The sequence below is a fragment of the Algoriphagus sp. SE2 genome, from assembly GCF_039563885.1.
Classification (GTDB): Bacteria; Bacteroidota; Bacteroidia; order Cytophagales; family Cyclobacteriaceae; genus Algoriphagus.
In genome coordinates this window covers 407,508-423,438 of sequence record NZ_JBCLWJ010000003.1, presented here as the reverse complement: position 1 = coordinate 423,438, position 15,931 = coordinate 407,508, and the positions used below count along the sequence as shown (strand labels likewise).

Here is a 15,931-nt window from a genome sequence, read left to right as displayed (position 1 = left end):
ATTTTTTCCACTTACTTTATTAAAAAAGATTTTAATTTAAGTAATTGCTACTTCTTAAAAATTATTATTTAAGACTAAAGAAAATCAGATTGAACTTGAAAAACGCTACCATATCTTATCTCTTCCTACTTATTTTCAGTTTTGCTTGCACGCCTAAAACAAGCACTCAAAATGAAGATTCTGTAGAAAAAGGATTTGTAGCCAAACCGGTAATCATGGCATATTATGTTGCGGAACGTGACTTTCAGCCAGAAAAAATTCCAGTAGAAAAGTTGACGCATATCATCTACTCTTTTACTAATGTAATTGACGGAGAAATGAAGTTCGGGAATGAAGAAGTTGCCGGACCAAAATTGGAAGCACTAGTGAAGCAAAAAGATCGAAATCCTTATCTGAAAGTAATGATTGCTTGTGGCGGTTGGGGTGCAGATGGGTTTTCAGATATGGCCCTAACGGAGGAAAGCCGAGCAAAATTCATCAAGAGTGCATCAGAATTCATTAAAAAATATCAGCTTGACGGAATGGATATGGACTGGGAATATCCTGGAATATCAGGTGCTGGAACCATGGCCCGTCCCGAGGATACACAAAATTTCACCGCATTGATGAAAGGATTACGCGCGATGCTGGATGAATTTGATTCTCCAAAAGTGCTGACTTTTGCATCGGCAGGCTGGAAACGATATTACGATTTTGTAGATATGGATGAGGTGATGAAATATGCCAATTACACGAATGTAATGACCTATGATCAAGTTTCGGGAGTATCCATTTATACCGGACATCATACCCCATTGGGGGATGTGAGTAGTGAAGAAATTGTAGGAACACCATTTCATGATCACTTGGATAGCTTATACAAAAGAGGGAATAGCCCTGATCCAGATCCTCGTTCAGCAGAAAAAATTGTGGATTTCTTGATTAATAAAGGTGTCAATCCTAATCAAATCGTGATTGGAAGTGCATTATATGGAAGAGTTTGGAAAGGAGTCCCACCAGCTAATAATGGGTTATATCAACTCAGCAGTGGACTTCAGATTGGATGGATGGCTTATCATCAAATTCGGGAAACGTATGAACAGGATCCAAATTTTGAGCGATACTGGGATGAAAAAGCGAAAGCTCCCTTCATGTATAATTCCAAAGATAGCTTAATGGTATCCTATGATGATACGGTTTCAGTGGCATTAAAAACCAAGTATACGATGGAAAAGGGGCTCGGCGGAATTATGTTCTGGGAGCTAGGAAATGATACCAAAGAAGAAGGAAGTCTTCTTGATGCGATTTATAAAGCTGCTCAGGATTAAACGCCAAATAATCGACTGGTTTTTTTTCTTAGATTGAAAACGATTTTTGACAAATGAAAAATTAACCCTCGATTTGAAAGAATGAACCAAGGGGTAAAATGACAGGAGAATTAAATAATAGCTTCCACAACGATAAAAAAATTAAAACTTTTGAGCACACCGTAGAAACTATGAAATCAAAAATAATCATTCGTTTGAAACCATTTTCAGTGCTTTTTCTAATATTGGCAAATCTAATTTTAATTTCCTGTTCAAATGATCAAACAATAATTTATGATCATACAGCAGGTCCCCTGAAAATCAGTATCAATGATAAAGGTGAAATTGTAAATCTTATCGATCAGAACACCGGGACAGATTATGTATTAAACGATACAATAGCTTCCCTCCTATCGGTAAGAATTAATAATCAATATTTTCAACCTAAATCCGCTTCTATAAAAGAGGAGACAATTACTTTAGGTTTTGAAGACGATGTTGTTGCAGCTATCAAAATTGAAGAGAAAGAAACCCACCTTACATTCGAATTAGTTTCAATAACAAATAATGATATTGTAGAATTAATTGTCTGGGGCCCTTACCCTACTTCCATACAAAAAACCATCTCTGAAACAGTTGGTGTAGTGCGTGATGATGATTTCGCAATTGGTATTCAAGCCTTGAATATTAAAACTCTTGGAGGATATCCATGGAATGAAAGTGATCGAATGCCCGAATTCGATTTCGTTCGAGAGGCAGATCCAAACAACATGCATCCTGAATCAGACGGCAGTGTGCTATACAGGGTCGAGGCAGCTGCACCACTTGAAAATGGCAGTACGCTCCAAGCTTATACCAGAAATAGAACTTCTGAAAGGATCTACTCAGATGTTGGCCATGAGAAAATTGTAGCTCCACCTTATGATGATGGAGGTGTGATCGGTTCAAAAATAGCTCTCTTCGGAAGTCTTGAACCTCAAACACTGGAAACCATCGGAGCTATTGAAATAGCTGAAGGACTTCCTCATCCTATGATTGATGGAGAATGGGTAAAGACTAACCGAAATGCTGCTGCTGCCTATCTCATTTCTAATTTCACCGAATCGACCGTGGATGATGCTATTGCATTAACAAAAAAGGCAGGTTTAAACTACCTCTATCATTATGGAAAAACTTTTGAAACCTGGGGGCAATTCGAATTATATAAAGGTGAATTTCCAAATGGAATTGAAGGATTAAAAGAATGTGTGGATAAAGCTGCAGAAGAGGGTATTTACATGGGCACCCATTTCTTATCGAATTTTATCAATACAAATGATAAATACGTCACACCAATTCCTGACGAAAGACTTGCCAAAGTGGGAAGTTCAATCATCTTGGAGGATATAGATGCCAAAGCCTCAGTGATCACTATCGAATCACCTGATTTCTTCAATCAGATGAAGAACAACAATTTAAAAACAGTGATGATTGGAGAGGAACTGATCCGTTATGGTAGTGTGTCTGAAGAGTCTCCATGGCAATTATTGGACTGTCAGCGCGGTGCTTTCGACACCAAAGCAAGCAGTCATAAGTCAGGAGATAAGATTTCCAAGCTGTTAGATCATGGATATAAGGTTTTTTTAACTGATGCTGACTTAACCAAAGAAATGTCAGTTACCATGGCAAACCTCTACAATCAAACAGGATTAAGACAAATCTCTTTTGATGGCTTAGAAGGAAACAGATCTACTGGATTAGGAACCTATGGTGAGTCCTTAATGCCCTATACTTGGTACAACAATTTATCTGATGAATTAAAAAATCATCTTATTATCGATGCAAGTCGGACCACTCATTTTTTCTGGCATATCTATTCTCGCATGAATTGGGGTGAGCCTTGGTATGCAGGTTTCAGAGAAAGTCAGACTGAATACAGGTTTAACAATCAGGCTTATTTCAAAAGAAATTTTATGCCAGGCATGCTTGGTTGGTTTAAAATGACTCCGGAAACCAGTGTAGAAGATATGGAATGGATGCTGGCCAAATCAGCAGGATATGATGCTGGTTACGCGCTAGTAGCGGATCTGACAACTGTTAATCAAAATGGCAATTCAGACAGAATCTTAGAATTGATTGGAGATTGGGAGAAACTTCGAATCTCCAACTCATTTAGCGCCGCCCAAAAAGAAGTAATGCGGGACAGCGAGAAAGAATTTACTCTAACTAGGATCAGTGACTCAGAATGGAACTTGAAGGAAGTGTATTCAGAGATTTACAGTCATGAGAAGAAAGTTAGACAACCAGGTGAGCCACTATTTTCAACTTTTGAATTCAATAATCCAGGGGATGAGCAATTAATTAATTTCAACATGACGGCTATCAACTGTGATGTTAGCGGGATTATACTAGAAATAAATGGCTATAAGAAAATAGAGCTCCCAGTCACAATCAAAGAAGGTCAGACTCTAAAATATACTGGTGGAAGAGATTTGACTTTATATGATTTAAACTGGAACGTCATTCGCAAATACGATCTTGACCTTTCTGACCTTACAATCAATCAAGGCGAAAATGTGATTACAATTGACAGCAATTTTGATAAAGCCGATAAAGAAGCACAAATCAAAGTAGAAATCAGAACCTATGGCGAAGATCAAAAAGTGGTTTTGAATCAATAAATACCTGTAAATGAAAAATTCTTTTATGCGTACCAGAGGCTAGCTTATTTAAAGAAACCCAATATTCACTCATTTTAAAATGATCTAAAGTATGGGTACCAATAGCATCTTAAACTCTCGTTTATCTAGTCCTTCAATGTAGGATGAGAAGAGTTAATTTGAAATCTTTTCAATTTCAAGAAATTAAAACCATCATTACTTTTTTATCTTAGAATTAAAATAACTAAGAATAAACTAAAATTTTATTCTCGGATTAACCCTACCTTAAGGATTATAACAGGGGATTGCGTTATTATCCTATTTTTAGTATGGCTTATTCCCTTCTAAAAATTTCCCTTCCCCTTAGTTTTAAAACCATAAACTTATATTATAAGACATTTCATATTATGAGTAAAATCAAAAAACCTGGCGTTTATATAAACGAAATCAATGCACTTCCAAATTCCGTAGTCCCAGTTGCTACAGCTATACCAGCATTTATAGGGTATACTCCAAGAGTAAAATTCAAACAAAAATCATATAAAAACATACCCCAAAAAATTACCTCATTTGCAGAATTTAAGGCAATTTATTGTTATTCAGACTTACCCAAAGCTTTAGACCCTGCCAAGCAATATAGTCCTGAATATTACCTGGTAAAGCAAATGAGTCAACCTAAAAAGGGTGATTATGTCATGATTGAGGGTAGTTACTATTTAATTTTACCGGACCCCAATACCATTTATTACTTATACAATAGCATCAGGTTATTCTTCGATAATGGTGGGGGTGCGGCCTATATTGTATCGGTTGGAACATATGGAAAGCCTAGCAAAAAACCGATTAAAGCCGGGGAACAGATTGTTAATCAAAATGTGCAATTAAATGCATTGATCAATGGAGTGGCCTCATTAAAGAATGAGGAGGAACCAACTATGTATATTTGCCCTGAGGCGACACTCCTTTCCCTTGAAGATAATGGAACTTTAATGCAGGAGATGTTACTTCAAAACACTGAAGTTCAACGAGCTATAAGCATTTTCGATGTGATCGGAGGCCGTAATCCTGATCCTATCCTATATACTCAGGATATAGCAAATTTTAGAAATAATACAGGTTCAATTGGTTTAAGTTACGGAGCTGCCTACTACCCATTTATTGGAACTACGATCATGAATAGTTCCGATGTCGATTTTACTAATTTGTTTGGCGGAGATATAAGTCAGCTAGAACAGTTGATTAACCCTGCGGAAAAAACAAATCCTGCCCTCACGAAGATTTTTAAAGACATTTTAAACCCATCAAAAAGAATTTCGGTAACTCAATACCATAACGCTCTTTTAAGCTCAAGTAAAAATTATAGTACTATTATCACTGCTTTGTTAAAAGCGATCAATGTAATGCCTCCAAGTGCTGCTCTTGCAGGAGTTATAACAACCACAGACAATCAGGAAGGTGTTTGGAAAGCGCCCGCAAATATTTCTATAGTAGGTGCAGTAAGTCTACCTATTAAACTAACAGACAATCAACAGGAAGGTCTAAATGTAGATCCTGTTTCCGGAAAATCTATTAACGCTATTCGGTTCTTTAATGGTCAAGGAATTTTAATCTGGGGAGCAAGAACTTTGGATGGAAACAGTGGAGATTGGAGATATTTACCGGTAAGGCGTACCTTAATCTTTCTGGAAACATCCTGCAAAATGGCGACTCGCGCCTATGTTTTTGAGCCAAATGATAAGAATACATGGGATTCAATAAAATCCGCAATAAGTAATTTTCTCACTGATATTTGGAAAGCGGGTGGCTTACAAGGTGCAAGTGCATCAGATGCATTTTCTGTGCAATGTGGCTTAGGCACAACTATGACTACAGATGATCTAGAAAATGGAATTTTGATAGTGAGTGTTAGTGTTGCAGTAACTCACCCAGCAGAATTTATAGTGTTCTCAATTGAACAGCAAATGGCTACTTCTGATGATTAATCCAAACAAAAAAATACTGCCACAAATATCCAAATTTGGATATTTGTGGCAGTTGTTTGATGCTTAATTTTTTATGGATTAGAGAAATAAGATTGAGGCTACTTTTGGCCTCTCAACTCTTCCATATCAGAAATCGCATTATCCAATTTACTCATGATCCCACCATATATCGTTTTCACATCTTCTCTGTGAATAGTTTTTGCAAAAAAACTCATCACAGCTGCAGCCACTATAATAGGGATAGTAGAATAAAGATGAACTCCAAAAATCAAATCATTTGAAGTTTCTATCACTTTTTCCCGAATACCTGAAAAAACATCAGAAAACCATAATCCAAAATAAAAAGTGAGTATTAAAGCAGGATAGATCACTCGGTAAATTTTCCCATATCTCTCGATAGAGTTTTCAATCCAATTTTTAAAAGACTTTAAATAAGCATAACTACTTTGCCCTTTATCTAACTGTTCTAATGCTATCATTTCATTCTTAGCAGTATATGCAACATAAAGCATCATAACCAGAATAATACTCCCCGCCAAAAAAGCCCCTGCGAAATAAGAAGCAATCCATAATAAAGTTGAACCTACTATGATTGCCCAGATATTGACTTTAAACATCCGCTTAAACTTGTCTGTAATATGGACAGACTTCTTATTATACAAGTCATTTATTTTTGGTGCCACAAGGTCCTCATTTTTAATGAATCCTTCTTTCCAAATATTTTCAATTGACTTTTCCATCTAATATTTTCTTTAAACGTTCTTTTATTCTTTTAATTCTTACCCCAATATTATTGGCGTTAGTACCAATTATTTCAGAAATCTCTTGATAAGATTTTTCCTCTAAATAAAGTAGGATGACTGCCCTATCTACCTCTGAAAGTTGCCGTATGGCGGCATAAAGTTCTGCTAGTGATTCATCTGAATACTCAGCGCTATTTTCTTCTGGTAGATCTACCGGTTGATGGTCAAAGAGTAAGACTTGCTTCTTCTTTTTATTGTTCTTTAGCAGTGTCAAACACACATTTAACGTCAGTCGATATATCCAAGTCGACCATTCAGATTGCTCTTTGAAGCTGTCTCTACTTCTCCAAATCTGAAGACATACCTCCTGGTAATAATCTTCAAAATCTTCTTTAGAATCAGTATATGCCCTGCAAATCTTAATAATGATTCCTGCATATGGTAAAATGAATGAAGAATAGAAATCGCTACTCAATTTTTTGCTTGTTTATATTTGGTTAGTGGAGAAAATTTAAAATCATTACAGCCTGGACCGTAATTTTTTTCTATCAATGAAAAAAAACTGTTCTTCATTAAAGGAAGGGATAAACTGGAATCCTCATTTTCAAGTATAGGATTCGCAATATGGCCAAACTTAGAAAAATGATTAACCCAAAATCCACGATAATAAACTAATTTTAATCAGGCACTATCTCACAAAAGATGAAAAAGAAAGGAACCAGCATTTATTCAAATCTTATTTTTTCAATAACTACTCTTCTGATATTTCAGTCTTGCACCGAAACTCCCAAAGCTTTAACTAAACCAAATATCATTTTAATTGTAGCTGATGATCAGGGCTGGGGGGATCTGGGAATCAACGGAAACGATTATGTAAATACACCAACTATTGACGAACTCGCACAAAAAAGTGCCCAGTTTACCAGATTCTACGTGAGCCCAGTTTGTTCACCTACCCGAGCAGAAATCTTAACGGGAAGATTTCACCCAAGAGGAGGGGTTTATGATACTTCAGCAGGAGGTGAGAGACTCGATTTAGATGAAACAACCCTTGCCGATATCCTTCAATCAAATGGATATCGGACCGCAGTTTTCGGGAAATGGCATAGCGGGTCCCAACCACCTTACCATCCAAACAACAGAGGTTTTGATGAATTTTACGGCTTCGCTTCTGGTCATTGGGGGAATTATATGAGTCCAATGCTCGAAAGAAATGGTGAAGTAGTAAAAGGGCAAGGTTTTATCATTGATGATTTTACAAACCATGCCTTGGAATTTGTGGAGACAAGTAGCGAAAATCCTTTTTTTGTGCTATTAGCTTATAACACGCCACACAGTCCGATGCAAGTGCCCGATATTTGGTGGGATAAGTACAAAGACATTGAGATTGATACAACTCATCGAAATGGTGAGAAAGAACATACTGAGAAGACCAAAGCAGCATTAGCATTATCAGAAAATATTGATTGGAATGTGGGTAAAATAGTAGACAAATTGGATAGTTTGAGTTTACTGGAAAACACCATCATCATTTACATGTCTGATAATGGTCCCAATGGTTGGCGCTGGAATGATGGCCTAAAAGGAATAAAAGGCAGTACGGATGAGGGGGGAGTCCGCTCTCCTTTTATCGTGTATTGGAAAGATAAGATAGCACCCAAAATCATTGATCAGGTCGCAAGTACGATAGATATTTTGCCTTCCCTTCTAGACTTAGCAGGTATCAGCACAAGCTTGAGAAAACCTTTAGATGGGATTAGCCTTAAACGACTCCTATTGGAAGAAAATCCTTCTTGGCGCGATCGTTTTGTATATAGCCATTGGAACGGAAATGTCAGTGTGAGAAATCAACAATATATTTTGGATCAGAATAATCAGCTATTTGATCTTTCCAAAGATCCAGGTCAGCATGAACCAATTAATGAACCTGCAGATTCTTTGGTTTCGGAATTTCTAAAAGCTAAAGAAAAATATATTGATGGGGTTTTGAATGAGCTGGACCGTAATCGAGAAGAAATATTTCCTGTTGGATATGAAGGTAGTAAAATAACCCAACTTCCAGCACGGGATGGAATACCACATGGGAATATCAAAAGGTCGAATCGCTTTCCTAATTCATCTTTCTTCACGAATTGGATAGCCACATCGGACAGTATCACTTTTGACACCAATATTCTAGCAGAGGGCGATTTTAAAGCCACTATTTATTACACATGCAAACCTTCTTCCGTCGGATCTACTTTTTATTTAAAACAAGGGAGTAACACCCTAAGTGCTACAGTTCAAGAAGCTCATGATCCTCCTTTTGAGGGAGTAGAGTTTGATCGGTTTCCACGTCAGGAGTCTTATGAAAAAGACTTTAAACCCTTGGAAATGGGAATCATCCATTTGGATAAAGGACACTATCCCCTTTCGTTACATGCTTCAAAAATTATAGGATCTGAACTTCTGGATTTCAGGTTGCTTGTTTTGGAAAGAATTAAGTAGAGATAAATCAAAAGTCAATATCAGTTAAGAGGGTTTTTGGCATATTCACACTCCTCCTGGAATTTTTAAAGACTGAGTTCCTGAGGTAAATAAAGAAAAAGAGCTTTGTTCAATTTATTCTTAATCCTTAAGACTTCTCATTCTCACTTAAACAAATGAAGGAATTAGAGGTTCATCATATTAATAACAGTCTCTAAAAAGGCTGTTATTTTCACCTCAATCAAAACCATAAAGAAAATAAGCTTTGAAGAATTATTTGATCGTAGGAGCCTCTTCCGGAATAGGAAAATCTCTAGCAAATAAATTAGCAAAATCTGGACACCAAGTTTTTGGGACATATAATGAAAATCAGGTTGAAGCTGAATCATCCAACATCAGCTATTCTCATTTGAATGTGATGGATGATGATTTAGACTTGAATTTCCTTCCAGAAAAACTAGATGGAGTAGCTTATTGTCCAGGAAGCATCAACCTCAAACCTTTCGCTAGAATCAAACCAGAAGCCTTTGTTGAGGATTTTAACCTTCAAGTAGTCGGAGCTGTAAAAGTACTTCAAGCTGTAGCATCACGTTTAAAAGCCTCCGAGAATGCATCTGTAGTCCTATTTTCTACAGTTGCAGTTCAACTGGGATTCAACTTTCATACCCAGGTGGCTGCATCAAAAGGAGCTATTGAAGGACTAACAAGATCACTCGCAGCAGAATGGGCGCCTACTATTCGAGTAAATGCCATTGCTCCTTCGATTACTGATACTCCATTGGCTAGTAAATTATTGGGCTCAGATGAAAAAAAGGAAGCAAACGCACAAAGGCATCCACTCAAAAAAATTGGTTCTCCTGAAGATATAGCAGAAATGGCTACCTTTCTGCTTTCAGATCAATCCTCGTGGATGAGTGGACAAGTACTTCATGTGGATGGCGGAATGTCAAGTATCAAATAAAAAAAAATACCATGTTCGGATTATTCAAAAAGAAATCAAAAATCGATTTATTGAACGAGAAATATCAAAAACTTCAAAAAGAAGCCTACCAGCTATCTACTGTAAACAGAACTGAAAGCGATAAAAAGCAAGCCGAAGCTGAGGAAGTATTGAATGAAATCAAAAGCTTAGAGCAAAGTAAGTCTTAAGTGAGAATTCTTCTGGCCGGTGCGTCCGGATATATCGGCAAAAGATTATTACCCGTGCTTATCGAAAATGGGCATCATGTAATTTGCTGTGTCAGAGATGTAAGTCGTTTCAATCCCGAGCCAGAATTAATACCTCATATTGAGGTGATTGAAGTAGATTTTTTAGACAGGGAATCACTTTCTAAAATCCCAAAAGATCTGGATGGCGCTTACTATTTATTACACTCTATGGCTGCCTCATCTGATTATGAGGCATTAGAAATGAGATGCGCCTCTAATTTTCGGGAAATAATCAACACAACAAATGTGAAGCATGTCATTTACCTAAGTGGCATTATTAATGAAGATTCTCTTTCAAGGCACCTCGAATCCAGAAAAGCAGTAGAATTAGAGCTAAAAAAAGGAAAATATCATTTTACTACGTTGCGGGCAGGAATAATTATAGGTTCAGGTAGTGCCTCCTTTGAAATCATCCGGGATTTGGTAGAAAAACTTCCCATTATGATTACCCCAAAATGGCTAAATACAAAGTGTCAACCTATTGGTATTGCAGATGTCATAGAATTTTTGACAAAGGCTATTTTTAAAGAAGAAGTATATGATCAAAGTTTTGATATCGGAGGTCCAGACATTCTCACTTATAAAGAAATGTTGTTGGGTTTTGCAGAAGCAAGAGGTTTAGAGAGAAAAATTTACATAGTACCGGTAATGACACCAAAGCTTTCTTCTTATTGGCTATATTTTGTAACCTCTACCTCATATAAATTAGCGACGGCGTTGGTAAGCAGTATGAAAGTGGAAGTTGTTTGTAAGGAAAGCAGAATCAACGAAATATTAGGAATAAATCCCATAGATTATAAGACGGCTTTGAAGAAAACCCTTTTTAAAATCCGGGGAAATGAAATTCTTTCAAGCTGGAAAGATTCATGGAGTAGTGGTGTCATCGATCAAAAAATTGATTTAAATCTCTCGGTTCCCAAATTTGGAGTCTTTAAAGATGAGCGTTCCATTCAAATCAAAGATGTAAATCATACTAAAGAAAAGATTTGGCAAATTGGAGGTGATAATGGATGGTATTATGGGACTTGGTTATGGAAAATTAGAGGTTTTTTGGATAAAGTATTCGGTGGAGTAGGTTTGAGAAGAGGAAGAACGCATCCATCTCGACTGATGCCCGGAGATGCTTTAGACTTTTGGAGAGTGCTTTACTCCAATCGGGAAGAAGGTCGATTATTACTTTTTGCGGAAATGAAACTTCCTGGAGAAGCTTGGTTGGAATTTAACATCAAAGACAATGTGTTAAAGCAAACCGCCACCTTTCGACCAATGGGATTATCAGGCAGACTATACTGGTATTCTGTTCTGCCTTTTCATGGTTTTATTTTTAAGGGGATGCTAAAAAAATTGGTTAGCTAAGGCATCAATATTTTAAGAAATTTGCACTTCTTTAATATTAAAGAAAAGTTCTTATGGTCTAGAAAAATTTGTGATAGACCTTTTAAAAAAAAATAATAATTCAAGACAATAGCTTGTTAGAGATCAGGTGAATTCGAAATAATAATTTTTTAAAAAATCATATAACTATTTAATGAAATTGATCATTCAATAGATACTTCTCTTTTATTTAAAAAATTGTACTTAGCAAGTCACCTTCTAAATAGGAAGCCCAGAGAATTTAATAGATATTTTGGTATCTTGAACAGGTTCATTTCGCCATACAATTTGAACTACTCACCTGTTTCTCTTTTTTATGAAAAATACTTTAATCTATTTTATTGCCCTCTTTTTTATGTCTTTGGGCACTTCTTATTCCCAACATGTTCCCCTAGGCCAAGAAGAACTTGTAGCGCATCTTGATCAGGAACTTTCAGGTGAATCTGCCAAACGAAACCTAGAATTTATCAGTAGATTACATCGAATGAGGGGTTCGGATGATTATAACAAAGCCATTGCTTTTATTTCATCCAAACTTTCAGAATATAATCTGGAAGGCATTGAAGTCATCAAAATCCCTGCTAATGGTCAATTGATGTATGGGACAGAAAAATCCAGACCAGCCTGGAATCCTTCTTTTGCAGAATTATGGGAGCAAAAATTCGAAGAAGGGAAATGGGTCAATCATGAAAAAATTGCTGATTTCGCCTCTATTCCTATGGTTCTTGCCCAAGATAGTAAAAGCGGCGAGGTTTCTTCCGAATTGGTGGATATCGGAGCAGGCACTTCTGATTCTGATTATCAAAAGAAAGATATAGAAGGAAAACTGGTTCTTACCTCATCCCAGCCAGGGTCTGTTGCTTCCTTGGCCATTGAAAAATATGGTGCAGCAGGAGTTATAAGTTATGCGCAAAATCAGCCTTCAGCGTGGCATGGAGAGAATGAGAACTTGATACGATGGGGGCATTTCGATTATTTTGACAATACAAATTCCTTTGGCTTCATGGTTTCTCTGAAGCAAGCTCGCGCATTTCAAAAAAGACTGGCAGCAGGTGAAAAGATTCAGCTACATGCAAAAGTGATTACTGATACTCAAGCCACAGATTGGCAATTGCTTACAGCAGTTATAGAAGGTGCTGACCCTAATCTTGCAGGTGAAGAAATCCTATACACGTGCCATTTAGATCACCCAAGACCAGGCGCCAATGACAATGCCAGCGGTTCAGTTGCCATTTTGGAAGTTGCACGTACCCTGAAAAAATTGATTAATGAAGGAAAATTGGAACGACCAAAACGTACGCTCCGGTTTTTGTGGTCACCAGAAATTGAAGGCACCAATTCATTACTAGCCTACAAACCCGAACTTGCATCAAAAACAAAATTTAATATTCACATGGACATGGTAGGCGGCGGACTGGAAACGAAAGGAATTTATCAGATTTCAAGAGGTCCGAGAAGTTTACCAAGTTTCATCAATGACATAGGGGAGGCATTTGGGGAGTTTTTAAATCAAAGCAGTATAGCTTATACCAGTGGGGAAGCCGTGAATTATCCGGTGGTTTCCAAAGAAGGAGGTAAAGAACCTTTTCATGCTATTTTGGGTAATTTCCATATGGGAAGTGATTTTGAAGTTTTCACAGAAGGTACCTATCGAATTCCATCCATTTACCTTCATCAATATCCTGATAGATATATTCATACCAATTATGATCTTCCAGCATTCATAGATCCAACAGTTCTAAAAAGGTCAAGCTTTATAGGTGCCGTTTCTGGTTTTTATCTGGCCAATTTCGGTTCTGAAAATCTAGAAATGCTCACCTCACTCATGAAAGAGCAGGTATTAGGCAGATCCTCTAAAATGTTGAAATTCGCAAACGCACTTCCTGAGGAAGAGGCAGAGAATCTCAAACACTATTTTTGGCAACAAGAAATGGAGGCTTTTCAATCAATTGCCCCATATGCAACCTTGAGTGAAAGCCAGACTGAAGATTATAGAAGCTATTTGGAGCAGTTGAAAGTAGTGGCAGGAGCAGGTACTCCGATAGAATCAAGCGAGCCAAACAGCAGTCTGATTTATCATCGAAATACAGAAATCAAAGGAGGGATGTTTTCATTTGGTTACGATTATTTCACGGATAATTTTGGTAAAGAAAAACCAAGACCTAAATTATTTAATTACCAGGGAATAAGAGGATCTGGTTCAGAATACACCTATGAAACTTTGAATTTGGTCAATGGAAAAAACACAGTTTCTGACATCCGAAACATCCTTTCTGGTGAATTCGGCCCTGTGCCACTCTCTTTGGTTCAATCTTATTTAGAAGCTTTAGAAAGCATTAAAGTGATCTATAAAGATCCTGTGAAAATTGATAAAAAATAACTCAAAATCGAATGTCCAAAAAATTCGAAGTTCTCGACAGAATGGACCTTCTAATTGAAGGATGGAAATCAAACAATGATTCCCGTCGGATTTTTTTGAGTTGCTATCGACTCATGACTGGGAATATGCTTGATGCCTTGGACAAAGGGATTTTTCATGACTCTGATTGGATTAACACCCTACTTCATCGCTTTGCGAATTATTATTTCGATGCTTTAAACTGCTATGATTGTGGCGAGAACACCTCTAAAGTATGGCATGAAGTACATCTTTGTACAGCCGAAAAAGAGCTTCGGGATGTACAATATTTATTAATGGGAGTTAATGCTCATATCAATTATGACTTAGTTCTTACCCTTTATGACATGCTGCATCAGGATTGGAAAAACTTAAGCGAAAAGCAGCAAATGCTCCGATATGAGGACCACTGCAAAGTAAATGAAATTATAGCGGCTTCTATTGATGCTGTCCAAGACGAATTGCTCAGCCCTACGGATCCTGTCATGAGTTGGATAGACAAAGCCTTTGGAAGAGTAGATGAATATTTACTCTCTCGGCTTATCTCAAGTTGGCGTCAGGAAGTTTGGGATCAAGCTTGCGTCCTAATGGACTCAACAGATAAGGATGTTCAGGAAAGCATTCGACAGAAAATCGAAAACAGTGTTTTAAAAAGAAACAGTCTTATCTGTTTGATTATTTACTAACTATGTAAAATTAAGCTTAGAAAGGAGCTCGATAGAGAACGAGCTGATAAGATAAAAAGCTGATCTTGGTAAATGATTTGAGATTTTAAAACCTATATTTTCAGGAAAAAATATTACAGTATCCATGTTATAATTAGTTCTTAGCAATCGATTTGACATCATTCGCGAATTAACAAATTTATTAAGCATCGCAGGCATTGACTACTTTCACTATCCTATTTGCCGTTTCACTAGTCGCACTAATTGTTCGATTCATCTACAACTCCAAAGTAAAAAAGAGTGGTTTCGAAGTACCTGAAGTTTTTCCCCAAACATGGAGAGATTTTCTGGACCAAGAAATCCAATTTTATAAGGAACTTAAATCAGAGGAAAAGCTCCAATTTGAGTCAGACATTCAACGTTTTTTAAAAAGAATTCGAATTACCGGAGTTAAAACTTCAATAGATGATGAAGATCGACTTTTGGTAGCTAGCAGTGCATTAATCCCTATTTTTCGCTTTCCTGAATGGGAATACAAATCACTTTGCGAAGTACTACTATATCCAGACTTGTTTACAGAAGAATATGACTTTAATGGCAAAGACCGATCGATTTCTGGAATGGTGGGAAGTGGTGGTGTGATGAATAACGTTGTCCTTTTCTCAAAGCCTGCATTACGTTATGGATTCGACAATAAAAGTGATAAAAAAAATGTAGGAATTCATGAGTTCGTCCATCTCTTTGACAAGCAGGATGGAAATGTAGACGGAGTTCCGTCGGTTATCATGAGACATCAGGCTGTTTTGCCTTGGCTCGATCTGATTAACAAGAATATGAAAGAAATGCTAGCGGGAAAAAGCGACATTAATATCTATGGTGCCACCAATGAACAGGAGTTTCTTGCAGTAGTAAGCGAATACTTTTTTGAACGACCAAAATTATTCAAGCAAAAGCATCCAGAGCTCTATGAAGCTCTTTCTTCAGTTTTTCAAAATGACCTCGCAAACAGGTAACTAAAGAAATATATAGATTCATAGAAAAGGGAATGAGTATTCTTAAATAGAAAGATTATCACAAGCGAATATGCACCTTTTTGAAAAAAGCTCTAAAACATCAATGCCTCGTTTTATTCAATGCTAGAAAAAGAGTATTTTAAGCTAAACTTTTAA

General features: G+C 36.9%; 12 protein-coding genes. 10 read left to right on the top strand and 2 right to left on the bottom strand.

Annotation, left to right across the window (positions count from 1 at the left end; all coding sequences use genetic code 11):
- Positions 1 to 95: 95 nt before the first annotated feature.
- The 3 genes from AAGF08_RS05865 to AAGF08_RS05855 all read left to right on the top strand — a co-directional run bounded on the left by AAGF08_RS05865 (position 96) and on the right by AAGF08_RS05855 (position 5,907).
- On the top strand, positions 96 to 1,307 hold the full coding sequence (locus AAGF08_RS05865; protein ID WP_343510176.1) for a glycoside hydrolase family 18 protein: 1,212 nt from the start codon (positions 96 to 98) through the stop codon (positions 1,305 to 1,307).
- A 170-nt stretch (positions 1,308 to 1,477) separates the two neighbouring features.
- Positions 1,478 to 3,946, top strand: a complete 2,469-nt coding sequence (locus AAGF08_RS05860) for a hypothetical protein (protein WP_343510175.1) — start codon at positions 1,478 to 1,480, stop codon at positions 3,944 to 3,946.
- A gap of 386 nt (positions 3,947 to 4,332) precedes the next feature.
- Entirely contained in the window at positions 4,333 to 5,907 is a 1,575-nt protein-coding gene (locus tag AAGF08_RS05855) for a phage tail sheath C-terminal domain-containing protein (protein WP_343510173.1), read from the top strand.
- A 98-nt stretch (positions 5,908 to 6,005) separates the two neighbouring features.
- On the opposite strand, the gene AAGF08_RS05850 is transcribed toward AAGF08_RS05855, so the two are convergent.
- On the bottom strand, positions 6,006 to 6,647 hold the full coding sequence (locus AAGF08_RS05850; protein ID WP_343510171.1) for a hypothetical protein: 642 nt from the start codon (positions 6,645 to 6,647) through the stop codon (positions 6,006 to 6,008).
- Positions 6,631 to 7,125, bottom strand: coding sequence for an RNA polymerase sigma factor (locus tag AAGF08_RS05845; protein ID WP_343510169.1), 495 nt, complete (start codon positions 7,123 to 7,125; stop codon positions 6,631 to 6,633). The genes AAGF08_RS05850 and AAGF08_RS05845 overlap by 17 nt, the downstream gene beginning before the upstream one ends.
- A 227-nt stretch (positions 7,126 to 7,352) precedes the next feature.
- Between AAGF08_RS05845 and AAGF08_RS05840 the strand changes: the two genes are divergently transcribed.
- From AAGF08_RS05840 to AAGF08_RS05810, 7 genes are all read left to right on the top strand, one after another.
- Positions 7,353 to 9,137: an arylsulfatase gene (locus AAGF08_RS05840; protein ID WP_343510168.1), complete on the top strand. Its 1,785-nt coding sequence runs from the start codon at positions 7,353 to 7,355 to the stop codon at positions 9,135 to 9,137.
- Between the two features lie 244 nt (positions 9,138 to 9,381).
- Positions 9,382 to 10,077, top strand: coding sequence for an SDR family oxidoreductase (locus AAGF08_RS05835; protein WP_343510167.1), 696 nt, complete (start codon positions 9,382 to 9,384; stop codon positions 10,075 to 10,077).
- A gap of 11 nt (positions 10,078 to 10,088) precedes the next feature.
- The gene (locus AAGF08_RS05830; RefSeq protein ID WP_343510166.1) at positions 10,089 to 10,265 is read left to right on the top strand and encodes a Lacal_2735 family protein; all 177 of its coding nucleotides are present in this window, start codon (positions 10,089 to 10,091) and stop codon (positions 10,263 to 10,265) included.
- A complete protein-coding gene (locus AAGF08_RS05825) occupies positions 10,266 to 11,681 on the top strand; it encodes an SDR family oxidoreductase (RefSeq protein ID WP_343510165.1) in 1,416 nt (471 codons plus the stop codon).
- 334 nt (positions 11,682 to 12,015) lie between these two features.
- Positions 12,016 to 14,079, top strand: coding sequence for a M28 family peptidase (locus tag AAGF08_RS05820; RefSeq protein ID WP_343510164.1), 2,064 nt, complete (start codon positions 12,016 to 12,018; stop codon positions 14,077 to 14,079).
- An 11-nt stretch (positions 14,080 to 14,090) separates the two neighbouring features.
- Complete coding sequence (locus AAGF08_RS05815; RefSeq protein ID WP_343510163.1) at positions 14,091 to 14,783, top strand: DUF5995 family protein; 693 nt, start codon at positions 14,091 to 14,093, stop codon at positions 14,781 to 14,783.
- 197 nt (positions 14,784 to 14,980) lie between these two features.
- Positions 14,981 to 15,775, top strand: coding sequence for a M90 family metallopeptidase (locus AAGF08_RS05810; RefSeq protein WP_343510161.1), 795 nt, complete (start codon positions 14,981 to 14,983; stop codon positions 15,773 to 15,775).
- Positions 15,776 to 15,931: the final 156 nt, after the last annotated feature.

Excerpts from the sequence above, each read along its gene's own strand:
- AAGF08_RS05820 (WP_343510164.1), top strand. The coding sequence starts at position 12,016 with ATGAAAAATACTTTAATCTATTTTATTGCCCTCTTTTTTATGTCTTTG.
- AAGF08_RS05850 (WP_343510171.1), bottom strand. The coding sequence starts at position 6,647 with ATGGAAAAGTCAATTGAAAATATTTGGAAAGAAGGATTCATTAAAAAT.
- AAGF08_RS05855 (WP_343510173.1), top strand. The coding sequence starts at position 4,333 with ATGAGTAAAATCAAAAAACCTGGCGTTTATATAAACGAAATCAATGCA.
- AAGF08_RS05840 (WP_343510168.1), top strand. The coding sequence starts at position 7,353 with ATGAAAAAGAAAGGAACCAGCATTTATTCAAATCTTATTTTTTCAATA.
- AAGF08_RS05815 (WP_343510163.1), top strand. The coding sequence starts at position 14,091 with ATGTCCAAAAAATTCGAAGTTCTCGACAGAATGGACCTTCTAATTGAA.
- AAGF08_RS05830 (WP_343510166.1), top strand. The coding sequence starts at position 10,089 with ATGTTCGGATTATTCAAAAAGAAATCAAAAATCGATTTATTGAACGAG.
- AAGF08_RS05860 (WP_343510175.1), top strand. The coding sequence starts at position 1,478 with ATGAAATCAAAAATAATCATTCGTTTGAAACCATTTTCAGTGCTTTTT.